The following is a 19,729-nucleotide window of genomic DNA, read 5'->3' as shown; positions in this document are numbered from 1 at the left end:
AAATATAAAGATCATTAAAACCAAATATAATCAAAAGATTCTATACTTTATATTTTAAAATTCTTCTAGATTTTAAAGCAAAGAGAAATGCTCCTAACTTTCTTTTTTTAGAAAATAAAGCCAGAAGTATTTCATTTTAAAACACCAAATATTAAGGAATGTATTTTTTTCAAAATTGGGTTTACGTTTTTCTAAAAAGGCATTTCTCCCTTCAATAGCCTCATCACTCATATAAGCTAATCTTGTAGCTTCCCCTGCAAAAACTTGTTGACCTACCATTCCATCATCTGTCAAATTCATTGAAAACTTTAACATTTTAATGGAAATAGGTGATTTTTCTAATATTTCTTGAGCCCATTGATAAGCTGTTTCTTCTAACTCTTCATGAGGAATTACGGCATTTACCATCCCCATTTCATACGCTTCTTGAGCAGAATAATTTCTTCCTAAAAAGAAAATTTCACGAGCTTTCTTTTGTCCTACCATTTTAGCTAAATAAGCGGAACCGTATCCACCATCAAAACTAGTTACATCAGCATCTGTTTGTTTGAAAATAGCATGTTCCTTACTCGCTAATGTCAAGTCACAAACTACATGCAATGAATGCCCTCCTCCTACAGCCCAACCGGGAACTACAGCAATTACAGCTTTGGGCATAAAACGAATCAAACGTTGTACCTCTAAAATATTTAAACGATGGTATCCATCTTCACCAACATAACCTTGATGTCCTCTTGCCCGTTGATCTCCTCCACTACAAAAAGACCAAATGCCGTCCTTAGAAGAAGGTCCTTCTGCCGATAATAATACTACACCTATTGAAGTATCTTCATGAGCGTCTTTAAAAGCTACTAATAATTCTGAAGTCGTTTTGGGTCTAAAAGCATTACGAACATCTGGACGATTAAAAGCAATTCTAGCCACACCATTACATTTTTTATACGTAATATCTTCAAACTCTAGGGCTTTTTGCCATTCTATTGTACTCATAACAAAATTGCTATTTTATTAATTATTTTTTTAGATTGTGTTCTACAAAAATACTTTAATTTTATGGTATACGGTAATTCTATTTTTATAAATTCAGTTTTTATTCTAAAATTAAAAACTGAACAACCTCAGTAAAATAAAATAAAAAACTCATAATCAAATATTTAAAAAAAACACTTCAACCAATATTTAATTAATATTTTAAATAGACAAATGCTTTATCAAAATTGAATTTTATTAATAATTAAGAAAAATTTAAAAAAATATTATTAACAAAAGCTCATTCTAAATTCCGTTTTCTAAAATTATAATTACCTTTGACCCTAGCAAATAATTCGTTTTATGATTTACAAATTCAGAGTTATCCTTGATGCTGAAGAGGATGTATTTAGAGATATAGCTATTGAAGAAAATGATAGTTTAGAAGATTTACACAATACTATTGTAAATGCTTTTGGTTTTGATGGTATGGAAATGGCCGCTTTTTATACTTGTGATGATCAATGGAATCAAGATCAAGAAATTCCTTTATTTGACACAAGTGATAATCCCGGAGAAGGGTTAACAATGGCTGATCATATACTATCATCTACTTTTGATAAAAATAATACAAAAATTATCTATGTATATGATTTTTTAAATATGTGGACTTTTTTTGTAGAATTAGCTGCAATTGAAGAACCAGAACAAGGAATAGCTTACCCTGATTTATTGTTTTCACATGGTATATTACCACTAACAGCACCAGATAAAGAATTTGATGCTGAACAAAATGATTTTTACAGCGATTTTGAAGATGATTATGATGATGAAGATTTTGATATGTTTGAAGGTGATGATTCATTTAGTGATTTTGGCTTTGAAGAAAACTGGAATTAATTTTTAAAAACTCAAAAAACACTACAAAATAAAAACCAAGAATACTAGATAATAGAAATTCTATAAATCTTTATTCTTATATTATAAAATATGATTAATCTTTTTAATACCCAAATAGAAAACCTATCCATACATCGCGTAGGAAATAAAAGTAGAAATGAGGCTATCTTTTTGTCTGAACAACCTTATGGTTTAAACGATGAAATTATGCCCTTACTAAAAGAATTTTTCTTTAAACCCTTTAGAGATAAGGAAGAAAATTATTACCAATTTGCACATGATGTAGATTTGGAATATAATGAAATGTATAATTTAGCAACCGAAATTTTTACAAATCCAGCTAATATTCATGATCTTTCAAAAAAAATAACCAAACATCTTTTTGAACAATCCAACCATCCCCATATAAAGAATGGAGAAGTATATATCACTTATTTAACAAACGTTTCAATTGATAATAAACCAGTAGATGCGATAGGTGTATTTAAAAGCGAGATAAAATCAGATTTCCTTCAGTTTGAAGAAAAAGGAAGCAATCTTGAAATGATTTTACAACAAGGAATTAACTTACAAAAATTAGACAAAGGATGTTTAATTTTTAATTACAAAAAAGAAGAAGGATACAAAATACTAACTGTAGATAGTAATCGTTATGATGCCCGTTATTGGTTAGAACACTTCCTAAGTGTTGACGCATTTCAAGATGAAAATTTTATGACAAAAAAATATTTAAAGTTTTGTCAAGATTTTGCAAAAGAAGTAGTTTTACCTGCCGAAGATAAAAAGAAGAAGTTCTTTTTATGAACCGAGCTGTAAATCATTTTGCTAAAAATGATAATTTTGAAGAATCAACCTTTCTAAATGATGTATTAGATAATCCTGATTTAATATCTGAATTTAAAAACTATAAAGTTGATAAAGGCGAAAAATATAGTGTAGAAGATTTAACTAATTTTCCAATTGCGAATCAGGCTGTAACGGATGTTCGTCGAAAAATGAAAAATGTAATTGAATTAGACACAAATATTCAAATAAAATTGGATTTTGTCAATCCCGAAAGTGCTGAAAAATTTGTAGAAAAAGGATGGGACGAAGAAAAACAAATGTATTACTATTTAGTATATTTTAATAAAGAACAAAAATCTTAATTATGCAACATATAATAGATCGCTTTATAAGCTACGTAACAATAGATACAGAAGCAGACCCTAACTCTAATACTACTCCAAGTTCTGCTAAACAATGGGATCTTGCTAACAAACTAGTAGAAGAACTAAAATCTATAGGAATGCAAGATGTAAGTATAGACGATAAGGCTTATATTCAAGCAACCTTACCTTCAAATATAGAAGAAAAAGTGCCAACCATTGGTTTTGTTTCTCATTTTGATACCACTCCAGATTTTACAGGAGCTAACATAAAACCACAAATCATAACGAACTATGATGGAGGAGATATAATTCTAAATAAAGAAAAAAATATTATTCTATCTCCTAATTATTTTGAAGATTTGTTATTATACAAAGGACAAACCCTCATAACTACTGACGGAACAACCTTATTAGGAGCTGATGATAAAGCTGGCATAACAGAAATTATGACAGCAATGGAGTATTTGATTCAAAATCCAGAAATCAAACACGGTACTATTAAAGTTGGGTTCACCCCTGATGAGGAAATAGGCCGTGGTGCAGATTTTTTTGATGTAGAAAAATTTGGGTGTGACTGGGCTTATACAATGGATGGTAGCCAAATAGGAGAATTAGAATATGAAAATTTTAATGCCGCAGGAGTTAAACTCATATTTAAAGGAAAAAGTGTACATCCCGGTTATGCAAAAGGCAAAATGATTAATTCAATGCTTTTAGCTACTAAATACATTAATAAGTTACCTAAAAAGGAAGTACCTGAAAAAACAAAAGATTATCAAGGTTTTTTTCATGTTGTAGATATCAAAGGAAGTATAGAAGAAACAACGGTTCAATTAATTATTCGTGATCACAATCGCAAAAAATTTGAAAAGCGTAAAAAATTAGCACAAAAAATAGCTGATAAGATCAACTCTAAATATAAAAAACAATTTGGAGATAATATTGTAGAAATAGAAATAAAAGATCAATATTATAATATGTGTGAAAAGGTTAAACCTATGATACATATAGTAAAAACAGCAGAAAAAGCAATGAAAAATTTAGGTATTACCCCTATCATTAAACCAATACGTGGTGGTACTGACGGATCTAGATTATCATACATGGGATTACCTTGTCCTAATATTTTTGCAGGTGGACATAATTTTCATGGAAAATATGAATATGTTCCTGTAGAAAGCATGCAAAAAGCAATTGAAGTTATTGTAGAAATTGCTCAACTAGTAGCTAAACAAAAATAAATTGTGCCTTTACAATAATAAAATAAAAAAGGGATGATAATCATCCCTTTTTTATTAATTTAAAACTAACTGTTATTTAAGTAATATTTTTTGAATTTCATTCTCTAAATCTTTACCAAAAAGATTAGTTTCTATAATATTTCCTCTTTCATCCACCAAAACTGTTGAAGGAATACTTTCTATAGTATAAGCTTTAGCAATTGGGTCTTCCCATTTCATCAAATTAGAAACATGATACCAAGTTAATTGATCTTTTTTTATTGCTTCTTTCCATTTAGTTAAATCTTCATCTAAAGATACACTTATAATATTTAATCCTTTTGGATGCCATTTTTTATAAAGAGCTACTACATTTGGGTTTTCTTGTCTACAAGGACCACACCAAGATGCCCAAAAATCAATGAGTGTTACCTTTCCTAAAACCTGTTTTAAACTCAGCGTTCTACCTTCAGGTGTTTTAGCAGTAAAATTAGGTGCTTTTTTTACTTCATTTTTTTTTTGATCCTTCCATTGCTTTTTCAAAATCAGCTAACTGTTTTTTTATTTTTTTACCTGCTGCTGTTTCTTTTAGATCATTTTCTAAAGCATCAAACGATTTTTTAATCTTAACTACATCCGCATTTGGCGTATTAAAAAGTGTAGGTATCAATAATAAAGAAATAAATGATTTTGGATTTTCATTAATATACTTATCTCCGGAAGAAATAAACTCATCCTGAAATTTAGAAAATTCTGTATTTAATTTTTTCATAGTAACAGAATCATTTGTTTTTTGAGCGTCTTGCATTTTTGCCATATTTTCTTTTTGAAAATTCATCATACGCTTAGAAATTCCCATCATTTGAGCATTATACTTAACTAATTCCTCATTATTATAAGTACCTCCCACCTTTGCTAAAGGTATACTATCCTTATTAATTTTTGCCGTAATGTTTCCTTTCTCTAAAATAAAAATAAAACCACCTTCTTGATTTTCAACAGAAATCATGTGAACTTGTGGTTCTTTAGCTTCTCCTTTAAAAACAAATTGTCCTTTTTCTATTTTTGCAGTATCAATAGATATCGGCATACCTGTATTTTCATCTTGCTTTTGTAAAAATACTTTTGTTCCATCTTTTAATCCATTGATTTCACCTTCAAATTTAAATCCATTACCAATTATACCATTACATGCAATAGATAAGGTTACTAAACTAATTCCTAAAATTTTTTTCATCTGTATGTATTTGTTAATAATATAAAGAACTATAAAAATAGTTTTATTACTTTTGAAGCACAAAAATAGCCTTTTTGTAGTTATATAAGTCATTTTTAAGTTTTATTTAAAGTTTTGAAGAAAACAAAATCTAAATATTATCCTCGAATAAATTCATTAAAAAAAACTTTTTGTTTGTTTGAAGAGGTTTCCTCTGCTTTTATTTCTGATTTAACACCTGATTTTATAAGTAAATCGGGTAGTAAATATTATTATACCGAAAAAGGAATTTACAGATTATCAAATCATTGGGGACGATTTGCAAATTCAAAATGGCGATTAATAGATCATAAATTAAATTCTACTAAATATAAACTAGGTTTTGCTACTTGGGATAGTTTTTTTCCTGATAATGAAATTGAAAAATTATATTATCTTCATTGGGATCGTATCCGTAATGAAATTCATTATCTACACAAACAAACAAAAGATTATAACGGTTCTGCTATTTTAAGAACAAGTAAGGAAACTCAAAAAAAAATTAAAAAATGCTCGTAATATTTTAAATTTAACCAATTGGGCAAAATATTTTGACGAAGATATTTCTTCTTTGAGAGAGAAAATAATAAATGATCTAATTTATACGGAATTAACTTTAGAGCAAATTAAAAAAAAATATTTATGAGTCGTAAAAACGAAAAAAATATTAAAAAATTTAATACTAAACTCAAAAAAGCTAAAATTAAAAATCAAGCAAAAAAAATAGAACGGAAAAATAAATTAAAAGAAATTACTAGTTTTTTTATGCTAAAAATTAATAGATATACTATTTTTTTTAAGCTTCTAAATTAAAATTTTAAGCCTTTTCTTACATAATTTTATTTTTTTACTAAATTTGAGAATGAGAACTAGTTAATTCATTTTATAATTCTTAAATTCTCTTGTCTTTTGTAAATGACATAATAAATGCTAAAAATAAAATTATGGAAAATTTGACTCAAAAAAAGACAATAGAGTTAATAAGTATTCTTTACTTTTCTACTGCATTGTTATTTTTAATAGATGAAATTTTTAAAATAAACAACTTATTCCATTATTTTGGATTATTACGGTTAATTCTACTACAAATACTATATATATATAGTTCATCTAAACGAAATTATCTTTTTATCACCATTTTGCTTTTTGTTATCATAAGCAATTTCTTTTTTCAAAGTAAGATTAAATCTTTTTTAGTTTATGGAATGGTTGCTTATTTAATAAATAGATTTCTAAGTCTTGTTTTAGTTTATAAAAGCATGACAAAAAAAAGAATAATTCCTTTTTAATTGGTTCTTTTCCTTTTTTATTTTTCTATTTATATATTATATTCTTAATTGATGAATTTTATGTTTTTAACTTTTTAGTTATTTTGTTTAATGCTATTCTAATGTCCTTATTGGGAGGTATTGCTTTGTCTAATTACTATTTAGAAAATAATGATATTAGTAATAAAAATTATCTTTTACTTATAAGCATTATTATGTTTATGATGCAAAACTTAATATTTATCCTTCAAAAATATTATACTTTAGAAAAAATATTTGAACCTATTAGCATAGCACTAAATACATTATCCCTTTATATCTTTTATAGATTTATTATATTAAGTGAAAAAGAGTCGAATATTAATAAATAATTTTTATTTTAATATTCGACTCTTTTTATTCTTAAGCCTAATTAAGAATTTAATCACTTCAATTATATAAATAGTATTTAATATTTTAACTTATAATTATCTAATCTTACTTAGGAAATCAGAAACTTGTTCTTTTATTCTTTATCTTTTTATTATTTTCTAAAGGTACTAAATCAGACTCAGAATCTTCTACAATTGTAGTTGAAACAGGGCTCGTTGGAGTGTAATTAGATTTTGGAAAAGCATTATATCTTTCTTCTATTTTAGACCAATTAATTATACTAAAAAAGGTATTAGCATATTCTTTTTTCTTATTTTGAAATTTTAAATAATATGCGTGTTCCCACATATCCAAGCACAACAATGGAACCCCTTTGAAACCTAATCCTTTCATTTGAGGAGCATCATTATTAGAAGTTGTAATAATTCGTAATTTGCCGTATTTATCAGAAAGTAACCAAGTCCAACCAGAACCATTTATTTTTATAGAAGCTTCAGAAAAGTTTTGTATAAATAAATCGAAAGAGCCAAAATCTCTATTAATAGCATCTAATAGCTCTCCAGTGGGTTGTCCTCCTGCTTTTGGAGCAATAGATTCAAAATAAAAATTATGATTATACACCGCACCTGCATAATTACGGATATCAGTATCAGAATAGTTTAAATTTTTAAATATATTTAAATAATCTAATACTTCATATTTTGTTCCTATAACTGCTTTGTTTAAAGCATTAACGTAAGGTAATAAATACTTTGAGTAATGTAATTCTAAAGTATTGGCATCTACATAGGGCTCTAAAGCTTTGTAATCAAAAGGTAAATTATATAGCTGAAAAGCTCCTTCTATAGCTTTTAGGTCGGAAGGTTTTGTATCTTTTTTTTCAACAGCCATTATAGGAGTAGCTGGAACATCCACTACTTCTACTAAAGTATCTTTTTACAACTTAAAAGAGATAATCCGATCCAACTTATGATAAAAATTTTTTTTACTCATTTATTGTAACTATTTCGTTTACTAAATCAATATAGTTTTTTTTAGCTTCTTCAATAGATAAATTACTTACTTGCATCCAAGCGTTTAGCTTAAAAGCATCTCTTACATCCAGACTGTTATAATCCATATTGGATATAGAACCATAACTAGCTTGTTTATAATAAGCATATAAACGTAACATAATATCCTGAGGAAGGGAATCCTGCTTCATTTTAGAAACTTTTATAAAAGCTTCTCTGAATTTAATATCTAATTCTTGATCAAACATTTTAAGCTTCGGCAATAACTGTGTGATTTCCAATTGCTTTTTCTTGTAGTTTCACATTAATTTTGGTACCTAATGGTAGGTATAAATCTACACGTGAACCAAATTTTATAAATCCTGCATCTGTTCCTTGGATAGCTAGATCTCCTTCTTTTGCATAATTTACAATTCTTTTTGCTAAAGCTCCTGCAATTTGACGGTATAAAATTTCTCCAAAGATTTTGTTTTCAACCACTACGGAAGTACGTTCATTTTCTGTACTGGCTTTTGGATGCCAAGCTACTAAATATTTACCCGGATGATATTTGCTATACTTAACAATTCCTGAAACAGCATAACGGGTTACATGGACATTTATTGGAGACATAAAGATAGAAACCATTAAACGCTTATCTTTAAAGTATTCTTCTTCATATACTTCTTCTATTACTACGACTTTACCATCAACAGGAGCTAATATAGTATGTTCATTAGCCTGTATTTTTCTATTAGGATTTCTGAAAAATTGTAAAATCATTACATAGAGAAACAAAATTAATATTTGCACACTTAAGCGTAACCATGCAATATCAATTAAAAACTTATCAGCTAAAAATAAGCCAATAATCATTATTATCGAAGCTACTGAAATAATTTTAATTCCTTCCTTATGAAACATATCCTACAATTTTTAATAATAAATAAATAAATGGGGCTGTAAAAATAACACTATCTAATCGGTCTAATATACCTCCATGACTCGGCATAATACTACCACTATCTTTAACTCCTGCTGAACGTTTAAATTTTGATTCTACTAAATCTCCAATTGTACCAAAAAAACTTGTAAAAAGAGCAATTAGAATCCAATATCCAATTGGAAACAAATTTACATAATATCGGCTTATTAAAAAACTAGCTAGTATAGTAAATATGGTACCACCTAAAAAGCCTTCTATTGTTTTTTTAGGCGAAATTTTTTCAAACAATTTTCTTTTCCCGAACTTTTTCCCTACCAAATAAGCAAAGGTATCATTTATCCATATCAAAATAAAGATTCCTATTATAATATGAGGGTAATGGTTTTCTTCTATTTGACCTAATTTGGTAATTAATATGAATGGAATAATAATATAACCTATCAGTACTATCCAACTTAAAGAATTTATATTTTTAATTTTATTGTCAAACAACCAATTAAAAAGAAGAATTAATACTATTAAGCTAATAATTGTTAACATCCAATTGTTAAAATGATAATTATTAAAATAAGTAAAATTTAAGTACGAAATAGTAGCTAATGAAAAAGCTAGTATTTTATTTATTCTAACTAAATTCGTAAATTCATTTACTGCTTGTAATAAAAAAAGTCCAAAAAGAATTAAAAAGGATTCTTTTGAATATAGACTAGCAGACACTAACAGAGCAACATATATAGCACCTGATAATGCACGGACTACTGTTTCGTTCATGCTATAAATCTTCTAATAAAAGTAAATATAAATTTTTTGGAGAACTTCCGTAACGAAGAAAATCTTCTTCTTTCACTTTTTCAAAATACTTAATGGTTGTAATATTAGTGGGATAATTGGTTGTATAACGTTTTTTTATTTCACGTAGTCCATCACTTTTACCAGGGAACCATCTGACTAGTAGCTGCAATAACTATTATATTGTCTGGTAATTCATTTATTTTATTTTGTTTTATTTGAGTAGAAGAAAACATAATAGAACCATCTTCTGCTATAAGTCCTTCACAAGTTGCTAATAAAAATTTTGGACTTGTGACATCCGAATAGCTTATATTATTGGAATCTAACATTCCAAATAATTTAGACTCTAAACAAATGGCTTCTGATTCGAACCAATCATTTTCTTCTAAAATATTTTCAAATTGTTCATTTAATTCTGCTAAATTTTCACAGTATAAGAATTTACCTCCATTTTTTTTAAAATTTAAAGTAAACAACTCATCTACTGGTAAATTAACATTTACTTCTTGAAAAGGGTTATATTCACTTTCATTAGCTTCTTGAGAAGCATCATTACTTGACCCAAAAATTTTCCTAAAAATACTCATATATTACTTACAAATAGAAGTAGTTTGGTTTAATAGGCAAAGTTAAAAAAAAACTCAATCGAATTTTAACATAAGATTGAGTTTTTTAAAGATTTTATTAACTAAGTTTTAAACAATTTCTTCTAACAAAGGTTTGTCATACGGACGTTTACCAAAAATTTCCTCTAAATCATCCTTAAAGATTACCTCTTTTTCTATTAAAATGTCTGCTAAACGTTCTAATTTTTCTTTGTTTTCTTCTAAAATGGATATAGCACGTTGATATTGTTTTTCTATTATAGTTGATATTTCCTTATCTATTGTTAAGGCTGTTTCTTCTGAATAAGGTTTAGAAAAATTATAGTCTGACTGACCAGAAGAATCATAATAGGTTACATTGCCCAATCTTTCATTGAGTCCGTATATCGTAACCATAGCACGAGCTTGTTTGGTTACTTTTTCTAAGTCACTTAAAGCACCTGTAGAAATCATGTCAAAAACTACTTTTTCAGCTGCACGTCCTCCCATTGTTGCGCACATTTCATCTAACATTTGATGTGGTCTAACAATTTGTCTTTCTTCTGGCAAATACCAAGCTGCTCCTAAACTTTGTCCTCTTGGTACAATAGTAACTTTTACTTAGTGGTGCGGCATGCTCTAACATCCAACTTACTGTGGCGTGACCAGCCTCATGAATGGCTATTGCTCTTTTTTCTTCTGCTGTTATGATTTTATTTTTCTTTTCTAAACCGCCAATAATTCGATCTACAGCATCTAAAAAGTCTTGTTTATCTACTGCTGATTTATTATTTCTAGCAGCTATCAAAGCAGCTTCATTACATACATTAGCTATATCGGCTCCTGAAAATCCTCGGTGTCTGTTTTGACAAAAAGTCAGTATCTAAATCTTCTACTTTTTTCAAAGGTTTTAAATGTACGTCAAAGATTTCTTTACGTTCGCGAATATCTGGTAAATCAACGTAAATTTGTCTATCAAAACGTCCAGCACGCATTAGTGCTTTATCTAATACATCTGCACGGTTAGTAGCTGCTAATACGATTACACTAGTATCTGTTCCGAAACCGTCCATTTCAGTTAACAACTGATTTAGTGTATTTTCGCGTTCATCATTAGAACCTGAAAAATTACTTTTCCCCCTAGCTCTACCTACTGCATCTATTTCATCAATAAAAATGATAGCAGGTGATTTTTCTTTAGCTTGTTTAAATAAATCACGAACCCTAGAAGCTCCAACTCCTACAAACATTTCTACGAAATCAGATCCTGAAAGAGAAAAGAATGGAACTTTAGCTTCTCCTGCAACAGCTTTTGCTAATAATGTTTTACCTGTACCGGAGGCCCTACTAATAAAGCTCCTTTAGGAATCTTTCCTCCTAAATCAGTATATTTTTTAGGATTTTTTAAGAACTCTACAATTTCTTGTATTTCTTCTTTAGCTCCTTCTAATCCAGCTACATCTTTAAAGGTTACTTTTACGTCTGTTTTTTCATCAAAAAGTTTAGCTTTTGAGCGTCCAATATTAAAAATTTGACCGCCACCTCCTGAACCGCCGCCTGACATACGACGCATCATAAAGACCCAAAAACCAATCAAAATAAAAATAGGAAGTAATTGAATCATAAAATCAGTCCAACCACCTGATGTTTTGTATTCGTATTGCGAAATTTTATTAGCTAACTTAGCTTCTTTTAAATCTTTAGAAAAACTTCCATCTTCACCACTTATTTCAAAAGAGTAATGAGGACCTAAATTCTTACTACCTAATAGATCTTCTTTAGGTAATTTCTTATGAGCTTCTTTAGATAAAGCATTTTCTTTTAGATAAACTGTAACAAAACGATCGTTGTCGACCTCTACTTTATCCACATCGCCTGCCTCTAAAAACTCATAAAATTTAGAAACATTTGTTTTACTAGGTTCAACCCAACGAGATTGACCTGATAAATACATCGCTATAAATACAGCTCCTATCAAGCCATATATCCACCAAGGATTAAATTTAAAATTATTTTGTTTATTTTCTTTTGACATAGATACTCTAACAATTAATATTTATTTTCGATTGATGTAATTTTAGCATCTCCCCAAAGACTTTCTATGTTGTAATATTCTCTAATATGTTTTTGGAAAACATGAACTACTATATGTACGTAGTCCATCAATACCCATTCTCCATTATCAGTTCCTTCAACATGCCAAGGTTTTTCTTTGAGCTCTTTTGAAACAGCTTTTTGAACAGAATTAACAATTGCATTAACTTGTGTATTTGAGGTACCATTACAAATAACAAAATAATCACAAACTGTATTTTCTAATTCTCTAAGATCTAAAATATCTATATCATTTCCTTTTACGTCTTCAATACCTTTAATGATATTTGCTAATAAAATATCATTTCCTACTTCTTTGTTCGCCATTTATTTTGAATAATTATTTTTCGCAAAGTTATTGTTTTTTGTCTTTATTTTGAAAGATAAAAAATAGATACTTAAATTTTACTATTTCAAATTACAGTACATGAAACTAATCAAACTCAATGCCATAGATTCTACTAATGATTTTTTAAAAAACTTTCACAAGATCAAGTACTTGAAAATTTTACTGTAGTGACTGCTAAAAGTCAATGGAAAGGCAGAGGTCAGATGGGAAGTAACTGGAACACAGAAGACAATAAAAACCTAATAACCAGTATATTAATAAAAAATACAATCAAAAAAGACATTACTATTTTTGACCTTAATATAACTATTGCAGTAACGATAAAAGAAGCTCTGGAAGACTACCATATTCCTGACTTATATATAAAATGGCCAAACGACATTATGTCAGGTAATAAAAAAATTTCGGGTATATTGATCGAAAATAATTTTAAAGGAAATCAAGAAATAGAATCTATTGTTGGTATTGGACTTAATATAAATCAAGAAAACTTTCAAAATCTTCCTCAAGCATCTTCATTAAAATGTATTACAAGTAAAGAATATGATATAGAAGCAATATTGTTTACTATACTAACAAGGTTAAAAATTAATTTAGAAAAGCTTAAAAATGATAAAATAGATTTATGGAATAGTTATCATAATTATTTATTTAAAATTAATAAGCCTGTAGCATTTGAGGATCACAATCATCATAAGTTTATGGGAATTATAAAAAAAGTTAATCAAGATGGTTTAATTGAAATTGCGTTGGAAGATGATAGTACAAAAGTATTCGGAATCAAGGAAATAAGAATGCTTTATTAATTTTTAGGAATGTGACTAAATAATTCTTTCATTTAACTTTTTTTAGTTTTTTTACTTTAACAATCTAACCCAAATTCCGCATTAGACTTGAACGAAGTGAATTAGAGAAGCCAACCTTCTCATACGGAATTTGAGTTTAAATAAAAAATCTAAATCGGGGACCAAACAAATTTACTATTATGAATTACCAATTTACTCGTATTTTGAGAGAATAAACGAAATATTATTTTTTATTTTGAATTGTTTTTATTGATTTAAAAGGAAATTAAATACTTTTTTCATCTAAAGCTAAATCTGATTGTGTTTTACCATGATTAGCTGGTTGTCCAAAACTATCTAAATTAACCATTGTAATAGAATCTACTGTTATAATAGTAGCTTTTGTCATTATATTTTTAACCTCACATTTCATTGTAATAGATGTCTTCCCGAATTTAATGACATCGAGTCCTATTTCTATAATGTCACCTTGTCGAGCTGAACTCATAAAATTTATTTCAGACATAAATTTTGTAACAATCTTATTATTTTTTAGAATAACTATTGAATAAAGAGCGGCTTCATCATCTATCCATGATAACAACTTTCCTCCAAAAAGAGTTCCGTTTGCGTTTAAATCTTCTGGTCTAACCCACTTATGCGTTTTGTATCTCATGATCAATTTTATTAGAGGTAATTTTAGCTATTAATAAAAGTAATTAAAATTTTATTCTGTTTGTAAGTATTATTTTTTAAGGATTTGAATCATTTCTTGACCATGTTCTTTTATTTCATTAAGTCCATTCAATCTATTTATATCCCAATATTCATATTCCATCATAATACGTTGTTTTATACTGTCAATCGTTTTACTTCCTGTATAATAATCTTTCTTTGCAGTTGGCATAAAATTGCTTAAACGTGAATTTTTGCTACCGCTAATTAAACATAAATTCCCGAAATTATCTAACCATTCTATATCTTGTTCTTTTATTTTTAAATTTTTATCAATAGGATTTTGAGGGTAATAATGTTCTACTGAACTTCTAAAGGTATACTCAAAATCTTTTATACGATTGTCTATTAATATTTTTTCTCCTTTTACTTTAAAATATTCACGATTATCTGTTCTATAATTTTGCCATAATAAATAATCCAAATAATTAAATATAAAGTTTTCTACGGTTGTTCCTTGATGAAGTTTATTTATATCAATAGCCGTTTCAATATTTTTTTGTTTTCCTTCATTTATATAAATTATTTCAAAATAATCTTTGGGATTGATTGCTAAGAATCGATCATTCAAAAATGCTTTAGCAAGATTTTCAAGATATGATTTATAGTCATTTGCTAAATTAGTTCCAGAATATTCTAAAGTAAATTTCAAAGAGGCGTTTAACCAATGTTTGTAAACTAAAGTTGGATTTGAAACATGAAACATAGATAATAACATTAGAATTTCTCTATTAATGCCTTCTATCATTTCCACATTATCTACATCAAAAGTATTTACATAGCCTACTTTATTTCCATCATACCATTTTAATCGTTTTAAACTCCAATGATCTGATCCTTTTGTAAATTCTCTTTTTATAATGTACTTGTCAAAATATAATTTACCTTTTAACAAATTATAACCAAATTCTTTTACAAATTCTTTTTATCATTATTCTTTAAAAAGGATCGAACAATTCCAATAATTGTTTGTCATCTAATGGAACATTGGATTTTGTTTGTATTCTTAAAATGTGAAGTAGAAAATTTGAAAAATTAATGATTGTATTAAATCGTTCTGGGTTTTCATCTGTAGTACTTGAATTATCTGAGGTAAAATTTATATTTTTTGCAAGAAGTTGGCTTATTGTAAAAGCTTCTTCTGTAATTTGATTATTGTTTGGAATTTTTAATTTAGAATAAACATTTTCTGGGTTAATTAAATTGTTCCAATCATTCTCACCAAATAGTTCATGTCTTTGTGTAACTGAAAAACCATATTGTACGTATTTTTCCATGTTTGAAGTTGCTTCCCAAATTAAATTGAAAGCATATTTCAAATGATCTTCTTCTAAGATTTCAAGCATTTTTGCTTTTAAAATTTCGTGTTTCTCTAATTGTTCTCCACGACTATTCATTATTTCAAAATAGTGATTTAAATTTGTATCGTCAGGAACTAGAACACGTAAGATTGTAACTTTTTCAAAAAAATAGTTGCAAAAACACTCAATAGTTAAATTGTTTTCAGCCAAAATTCTTGCCAATGATTTTTTTGCATCATAATACCCTTGTTGAAGTGTAGCATTACATTCTTTATTATCTAAACTTTCTTTATTAAAAAGATATAGAAGTGTATTGGAAGCTATTTTACGGCTATCAAAAGATAAATTGAGTTTTTTATACCAAGATAAATCAATTGTTGGATATTCTTTTTGATTACATTTAGCAATAAGGTTAATGTGGTTAAGCGCTGTTGTCCATCAATAGTTTCATAGATTACGTTGCCTTCTAGTTTTCTTTCATAAGTGATTAAAGAACCTATATAATATTGAGATATATCGGTCGTATCTTTATTTTTAATAACATAGTCTACTATATCTTGTATTAATTGTGTTATTTGAGGTTCACTCCATTCATAATTTCTTTGATAAATTGGAATTACATAATCCTCATAACTAAATAATTCTTGAATGCTATAATATTTAGGTTCTTTATGATTCATAATATTTTAATTTCTTGAATCGTTCTACAATTTCTTCTGTTTTACTCGATCTATTTTCTTTTAAAATTTCGAATCGTAAATTTAAAATATCATGGGGCTTTATAGTTTCTTTAATTTTTTTGAATAATTGTATTTGAGAATGCCCTAGATTAAGGGCATAATTATCAACAGAATCCAGTCCAACTGCTTGTAATTTTAGGCGTAAAGAATAAGCCCAAATAAAAATTTTATCTATTACTTTTGATAGTTCTTTATCACCAAATTTATCTAGATAATAAATTAATCCACAGTAAAATAAGTTACGAATATATTTATCTCCTGTACGAAAACTACCTTCATAAGTTTTGATAATTTTTAATAAAGGATATTTTTCCTTGATTGCTTCTGATTTTAGGTTATCTATCATAATTTGATAATGTTCAATCATTTCAAAAAATCGTTTTCCATTTATAATGGTTCCATCTATCTGAAAAGGGTAAGTCATTTTTTGTTTATCAATATTCCTGTGGTATGAACGATTGTATTCTTCGATATAAAAGTGTGTAATTCGAAGCATTTCTAGAAAAGGATAATTTTCTTCTATATCCGAACTTACACCTTTGAAAACATCCACTTCATTTTTTGAAAAATATCGTGCTGAATGTCCCCTACTCCAATTTCTAATCCTAAATAAGTATTCTGAAAATAATTGTGAAAGTTTTGTGGTATCTAAACTTTCCCACTTTTCAACTGTTTTTTTACGTTCTTCTTCTGTTGAAAAATTATTCATTTCTCGGAGATGAAATGCTTTTAATAAATCGTGAGGTTCTAGATCTTTTCCTCTTGCATTTTGGGAATCAAAAAACTGAAATGCTTCTGAAATGTTGGTTAAAACTACTTCTACCAATGTACATTTATCTAAAAAGAATTGTATTAATTTTTCATCAAATTCTGCAATTCTTCTTTCAATTTGTTTGTAGTTATTTTGAATATTTGTTTTTGAAATATTATTTGTAAAAGATAAATTTAGAAGTTTTGGATTAAAATTTTTCAATATTTTATCTTCGTCTATTGTTTTTTTGTGTTTTTGGGTTATTGCGTATGCAATTAATATTAATGTTATTGTTCTTTGTTGTCCATCGACAATGTCAAAAATAGCATCATGATTATGAATAACAAGTGTTCCTAAACGATATTCTGATTTTTCTTTATGAATTAAAAGATCATCAATTAATTGATTAACATTTTTTATAGTCCATTTATAAGGTCGTTGATAACTTGGTATTTGTACGCGATCATTTGTAAGTAGATCTCTTACTTTTATTATTTTAGGTTTGTTTTCTTTCATTTAGTATTATAATCAACTCGTTTGTTTACTTCCTTTTATTCATTTAAAAAATGTGTAAGCTACACCTATCTTAACTCTATCTTAAACTGGTTTTAGATATTAAAAAGGCGATTATCATTATAAAGATAGTGAAAGAAATGATTCTAAAAAACGAGTTATGAATTAGAATAGATGAAATTTAAAATTAGTATAAAGTAGAATAGAAGTTGTATTTAGCTTATGATTGGGTATACGTTATTTAGAAATATAATATATACAGAAAAAGAAGAAACATCCTAAATTAGAATAGGGGTATAAAAAAGAGGCATTCAAAAAATAGTTTGATTTTATTAAGCTTTATTCTAGTTATCAAAGGGTGATACTTTGAAAAGTTTAATCAAAGAAAGGAATACTCAATTCTTAAATGAAACTTTTTTAGTAGTAGACTTAGCTTTATTTTTTGATTGCCTCTTTTATTATGTTTTATAAATGGATAACTTCTCCGTAAGCATCCGCAACGGCTTCCATTACGGCTTCACTCATAGTAGGGTGTGGATGTATAGCTTTTAGTATTTCATGTCCTGTAGTTTCTAATTTGCGGGCTACAACAGCTTCTGCTATCATATCAGTTACTCCAGCACCAATCATGTGACAACCTAACCATTCTCCATATTTAGCATCAAAAATAACTTTTACAAAACCATCTTTGGTACCTGCTGCCGATGCTTTTCCTGAAGCTGAAAAAGGGAACTTGCCTACTTTTATTTCATATCCTTTTTCTTTAGCTGCTTTTTCTGTTAAACCAACTGATGCAATTTCAGGAGTTGCATAGGTACAACCCGGAATATTTCCATAATCTAAAGGATCTACATGTAAACCAGCAATTTTTTCAACACAAATAATTCCTTCTGCTGAAGCAACGTGTGCTAAAGCTTGACCTCGGAGTTATATCTCCTATTGCATAATATCCCGGAATATTGGTTTGGTAATAAGCATTAACTAAAACTTTATCGCGGTCAGTAGCAATTCCTACATCTTCTAATCCTATTCCTTCAATATTTGTTTTAATTCCTACTGCAGAAAGTACAATATCTGCTTCTAATATTTCTTCTCCTTTAGCTGTCTTAACAGTTGCTTTAACTCCTGCTCCTGTTGTATCTACTTTTTCAACTGAAGCATTGGTCATGATATTAATTCCTGCTTTTTTTAAAGATCGTTCAAATTGTTTTGATATATCTTCATCTTCAACTGGAACAATATTAGGCATAAACTCTACAATTGTTACTTCCGTTCCCATGGCATTATAAAAATGTGCGAATTCAACTCCTATAGCACCTGATCCTACTACAATCATTTTTTTAGGTTGTTCAGATAATGTCATCGCTTGACGATATCCTATTACCTTTTTACCATCTTGTGGTAAATTAGGCAACTCACGTGAACGAGCCCCTGTAGCTATAATAATATGATCGGCTGTATAATCCGTTACTTTACCTTCTTTATCTGTAACTTCAACTTTTTTTCTCCGGTTTAACCTTTCCAAAACCGTCAATTACATCTATTTTATTTTTTTCATTAAGAATTGAACTCCTTTACTCATTCCTTCAGCAACACCTCTTGAGCGAGTAATAACAGCATCAAAATCTTTATCTACATTATCTGCTTTTAGACCGTAGTCAGAAGCATGCTTTAGGTAATCAAAAACTTGAGCAGACTTTAACAAGGCTTTTGTTGGTATACATCCCCAATTTAAACAAATACCTCCCAAGTTTTCTTTTTCAATAACAGCTACTTTAAAGCCTAATTGAGATGCACGAATAGCAGTAACGTAACCACCCGGTCCACTACCTAAAACTATAATATCGTATTTCATTTTATTTTGATTTTTCAAGTTTTTCAGAGCACGAAAATAAATATAATTTATGGTATAATAAAAAAATACATCAATTATGTTTTTATGTTTAACTCAAATTACACTTTAGAAATTTATTACAGATAAAAACAACTTGGAATCTGAAAATACTCCTTTT

The 19,729-nt window shown here is 28.0% G+C and carries 19 protein-coding genes and 4 pseudogenes; 6 read left to right on the top strand and 17 right to left on the bottom strand.

Translation table 11 applies throughout. From position 1 onward, the window contains the following. Positions 1 to 93 precede the first annotated feature (93 nt). A complete protein-coding gene (locus JJC05_RS15800) occupies positions 94 to 990 on the bottom strand; it encodes a 1,4-dihydroxy-2-naphthoyl-CoA synthase (protein WP_235877830.1) in 897 nt (298 codons plus the stop codon). Between the two features lie 342 nt (positions 991 to 1,332). Between JJC05_RS15800 and JJC05_RS15795 the strand changes: the two genes are divergently transcribed. From JJC05_RS15795 to pepT, 3 genes and pseudogenes are all read left to right on the top strand, one after another. Beyond that, entirely contained in the window at positions 1,333 to 1,869 is a 537-nt protein-coding gene (locus JJC05_RS15795) for an IS1096 element passenger TnpR family protein (protein ID WP_088394226.1), read from the top strand. A 90-nt stretch (positions 1,870 to 1,959) separates the two neighbouring features. After that, a pseudogene (locus JJC05_RS15790) lies at positions 1,960 to 3,017 on the top strand (nucleoid-associated protein). A gap of 2 nt (positions 3,018 to 3,019) precedes the next feature. After that, complete coding sequence (pepT, locus tag JJC05_RS15785) at positions 3,020 to 4,261, top strand: peptidase T (protein ID WP_088394222.1); 1,242 nt, start codon at positions 3,020 to 3,022, stop codon at positions 4,259 to 4,261. A gap of 72 nt (positions 4,262 to 4,333) precedes the next feature. On the opposite strand, the gene JJC05_RS15780 is transcribed toward pepT, so the two are convergent. Next, positions 4,334 to 4,783: a TlpA family protein disulfide reductase gene (locus JJC05_RS15780; RefSeq protein WP_235877828.1), complete on the bottom strand. Its 450-nt coding sequence runs from the start codon at positions 4,781 to 4,783 to the stop codon at positions 4,334 to 4,336. After that, complete coding sequence (locus JJC05_RS15775; RefSeq protein ID WP_235877827.1) at positions 4,749 to 5,477, bottom strand: DUF4369 domain-containing protein; 729 nt, start codon at positions 5,475 to 5,477, stop codon at positions 4,749 to 4,751. Before JJC05_RS15775 ends, JJC05_RS15780 begins: the two co-directional genes overlap by 35 nt. A 174-nt stretch (positions 5,478 to 5,651) precedes the next feature. Between JJC05_RS15775 and JJC05_RS15770 the strand changes: the two genes are divergently transcribed. Together JJC05_RS15770 and JJC05_RS15765 are read left to right on the top strand one after the other, a co-directional pair. Then, a complete protein-coding gene (locus JJC05_RS15770) occupies positions 5,652 to 6,014 on the top strand; it encodes a hypothetical protein (protein WP_258929310.1) in 363 nt (120 codons plus the stop codon). An 871-nt stretch (positions 6,015 to 6,885) separates the two neighbouring features. Further along, the gene (locus JJC05_RS15765) at positions 6,886 to 7,134 is read left to right on the top strand and encodes a hypothetical protein (protein WP_235877825.1); all 249 of its coding nucleotides are present in this window, start codon (positions 6,886 to 6,888) and stop codon (positions 7,132 to 7,134) included. A 118-nt stretch (positions 7,135 to 7,252) separates the two neighbouring features. Here the strand turns inward: JJC05_RS15765 and JJC05_RS15760 are convergent, their stop codons facing one another. The 7 genes and pseudogenes from JJC05_RS15760 to rsfS all read right to left on the bottom strand — a co-directional run bounded on the left by JJC05_RS15760 (position 7,253) and on the right by rsfS (position 12,870). Further along, the gene (locus tag JJC05_RS15760) at positions 7,253 to 8,050 is read right to left on the bottom strand and encodes a superoxide dismutase (RefSeq protein WP_235877823.1); all 798 of its coding nucleotides are present in this window, start codon (positions 8,048 to 8,050) and stop codon (positions 7,253 to 7,255) included. A gap of 70 nt (positions 8,051 to 8,120) precedes the next feature. Further along, entirely contained in the window at positions 8,121 to 8,396 is a 276-nt protein-coding gene (locus tag JJC05_RS15755) for an acyl-CoA-binding protein (RefSeq protein WP_088393851.1), read from the bottom strand. Between the two features lies 1 nt (position 8,397). Next, the gene (locus JJC05_RS15750; RefSeq protein ID WP_105196850.1) at positions 8,398 to 9,051 is read right to left on the bottom strand and encodes a phosphatidylserine decarboxylase family protein; all 654 of its coding nucleotides are present in this window, start codon (positions 9,049 to 9,051) and stop codon (positions 8,398 to 8,400) included. Beyond that, positions 9,041 to 9,844: a phosphatidate cytidylyltransferase gene (locus JJC05_RS15745; RefSeq protein ID WP_235877821.1), complete on the bottom strand. Its 804-nt coding sequence runs from the start codon at positions 9,842 to 9,844 to the stop codon at positions 9,041 to 9,043. Before JJC05_RS15745 ends, JJC05_RS15750 begins: the two co-directional genes overlap by 11 nt. Before the next feature lies 1 nt (position 9,845). After that, positions 9,846 to 10,452: pseudogene (locus JJC05_RS15740) on the bottom strand (LUD domain-containing protein). A 108-nt stretch (positions 10,453 to 10,560) separates the two neighbouring features. Continuing rightward, a pseudogene (gene ftsH, locus JJC05_RS15735) lies at positions 10,561 to 12,484 on the bottom strand (ATP-dependent zinc metalloprotease FtsH). 14 nt (positions 12,485 to 12,498) lie between these two features. Next, complete coding sequence (gene rsfS, locus JJC05_RS15730; RefSeq protein ID WP_014164525.1) at positions 12,499 to 12,870, bottom strand: ribosome silencing factor; 372 nt, start codon at positions 12,868 to 12,870, stop codon at positions 12,499 to 12,501. Positions 12,871 to 13,059: 189 nt separating this feature from the next. Here rsfS and JJC05_RS15725 point away from each other — a divergent pair, with 189 nt between their 5' ends. Further along, positions 13,060 to 13,698, top strand: coding sequence for a biotin--[acetyl-CoA-carboxylase] ligase (locus JJC05_RS15725; RefSeq protein ID WP_309597365.1), 639 nt, complete (start codon positions 13,060 to 13,062; stop codon positions 13,696 to 13,698). A 265-nt stretch (positions 13,699 to 13,963) separates the two neighbouring features. Here the strand turns inward: JJC05_RS15725 and JJC05_RS15720 are convergent, their stop codons facing one another. From JJC05_RS15720 to JJC05_RS15695, 7 genes and pseudogenes are all read right to left on the bottom strand, one after another. Then, a complete protein-coding gene (locus JJC05_RS15720) occupies positions 13,964 to 14,353 on the bottom strand; it encodes an acyl-CoA thioesterase (protein ID WP_105196854.1) in 390 nt (129 codons plus the stop codon). A gap of 69 nt (positions 14,354 to 14,422) precedes the next feature. Further along, entirely contained in the window at positions 14,423 to 15,307 is an 885-nt protein-coding gene (locus JJC05_RS15715) for a GmrSD restriction endonuclease domain-containing protein (protein WP_235877819.1), read from the bottom strand. 43 nt (positions 15,308 to 15,350) lie between these two features. Then, positions 15,351 to 15,935 (bottom strand): hypothetical protein, encoded by a 585-nt coding sequence (locus JJC05_RS15710; RefSeq protein WP_235877817.1) that lies wholly within the window; start codon positions 15,933 to 15,935, stop codon positions 15,351 to 15,353. 98 nt (positions 15,936 to 16,033) lie between these two features. After that, the gene (locus tag JJC05_RS15705) at positions 16,034 to 16,393 is read right to left on the bottom strand and encodes a GmrSD restriction endonuclease domain-containing protein (RefSeq protein ID WP_235877816.1); all 360 of its coding nucleotides are present in this window, start codon (positions 16,391 to 16,393) and stop codon (positions 16,034 to 16,036) included. Further along, positions 16,383 to 17,720: a DUF262 domain-containing protein gene (locus JJC05_RS15700; RefSeq protein WP_235877815.1), complete on the bottom strand. Its 1,338-nt coding sequence runs from the start codon at positions 17,718 to 17,720 to the stop codon at positions 16,383 to 16,385. The genes JJC05_RS15705 and JJC05_RS15700 overlap by 11 nt, the downstream gene beginning before the upstream one ends. Before the next feature lie 462 nt (positions 17,721 to 18,182). Beyond that, positions 18,183 to 18,515, bottom strand: a complete 333-nt coding sequence (locus tag JJC05_RS18995; RefSeq protein ID WP_374226363.1) for an oxidoreductase dimerization domain-containing protein — start codon at positions 18,513 to 18,515, stop codon at positions 18,183 to 18,185. 73 nt (positions 18,516 to 18,588) lie between these two features. Further along, positions 18,589 to 19,572: pseudogene (locus tag JJC05_RS15695) on the bottom strand (FAD-dependent oxidoreductase). Positions 19,573 to 19,729: the final 157 nt, after the last annotated feature.

The sequence above is a fragment of the Flavobacterium davisii genome (genome assembly GCF_019565505.1).
In the GTDB taxonomy this organism is placed as follows: Bacteria; Bacteroidota; Bacteroidia; order Flavobacteriales; family Flavobacteriaceae; genus Flavobacterium; species Flavobacterium davisii.
Note: the sequence above shows the minus strand (reverse complement) of the source record. Positions and strands in the feature narration are given on the sequence as shown.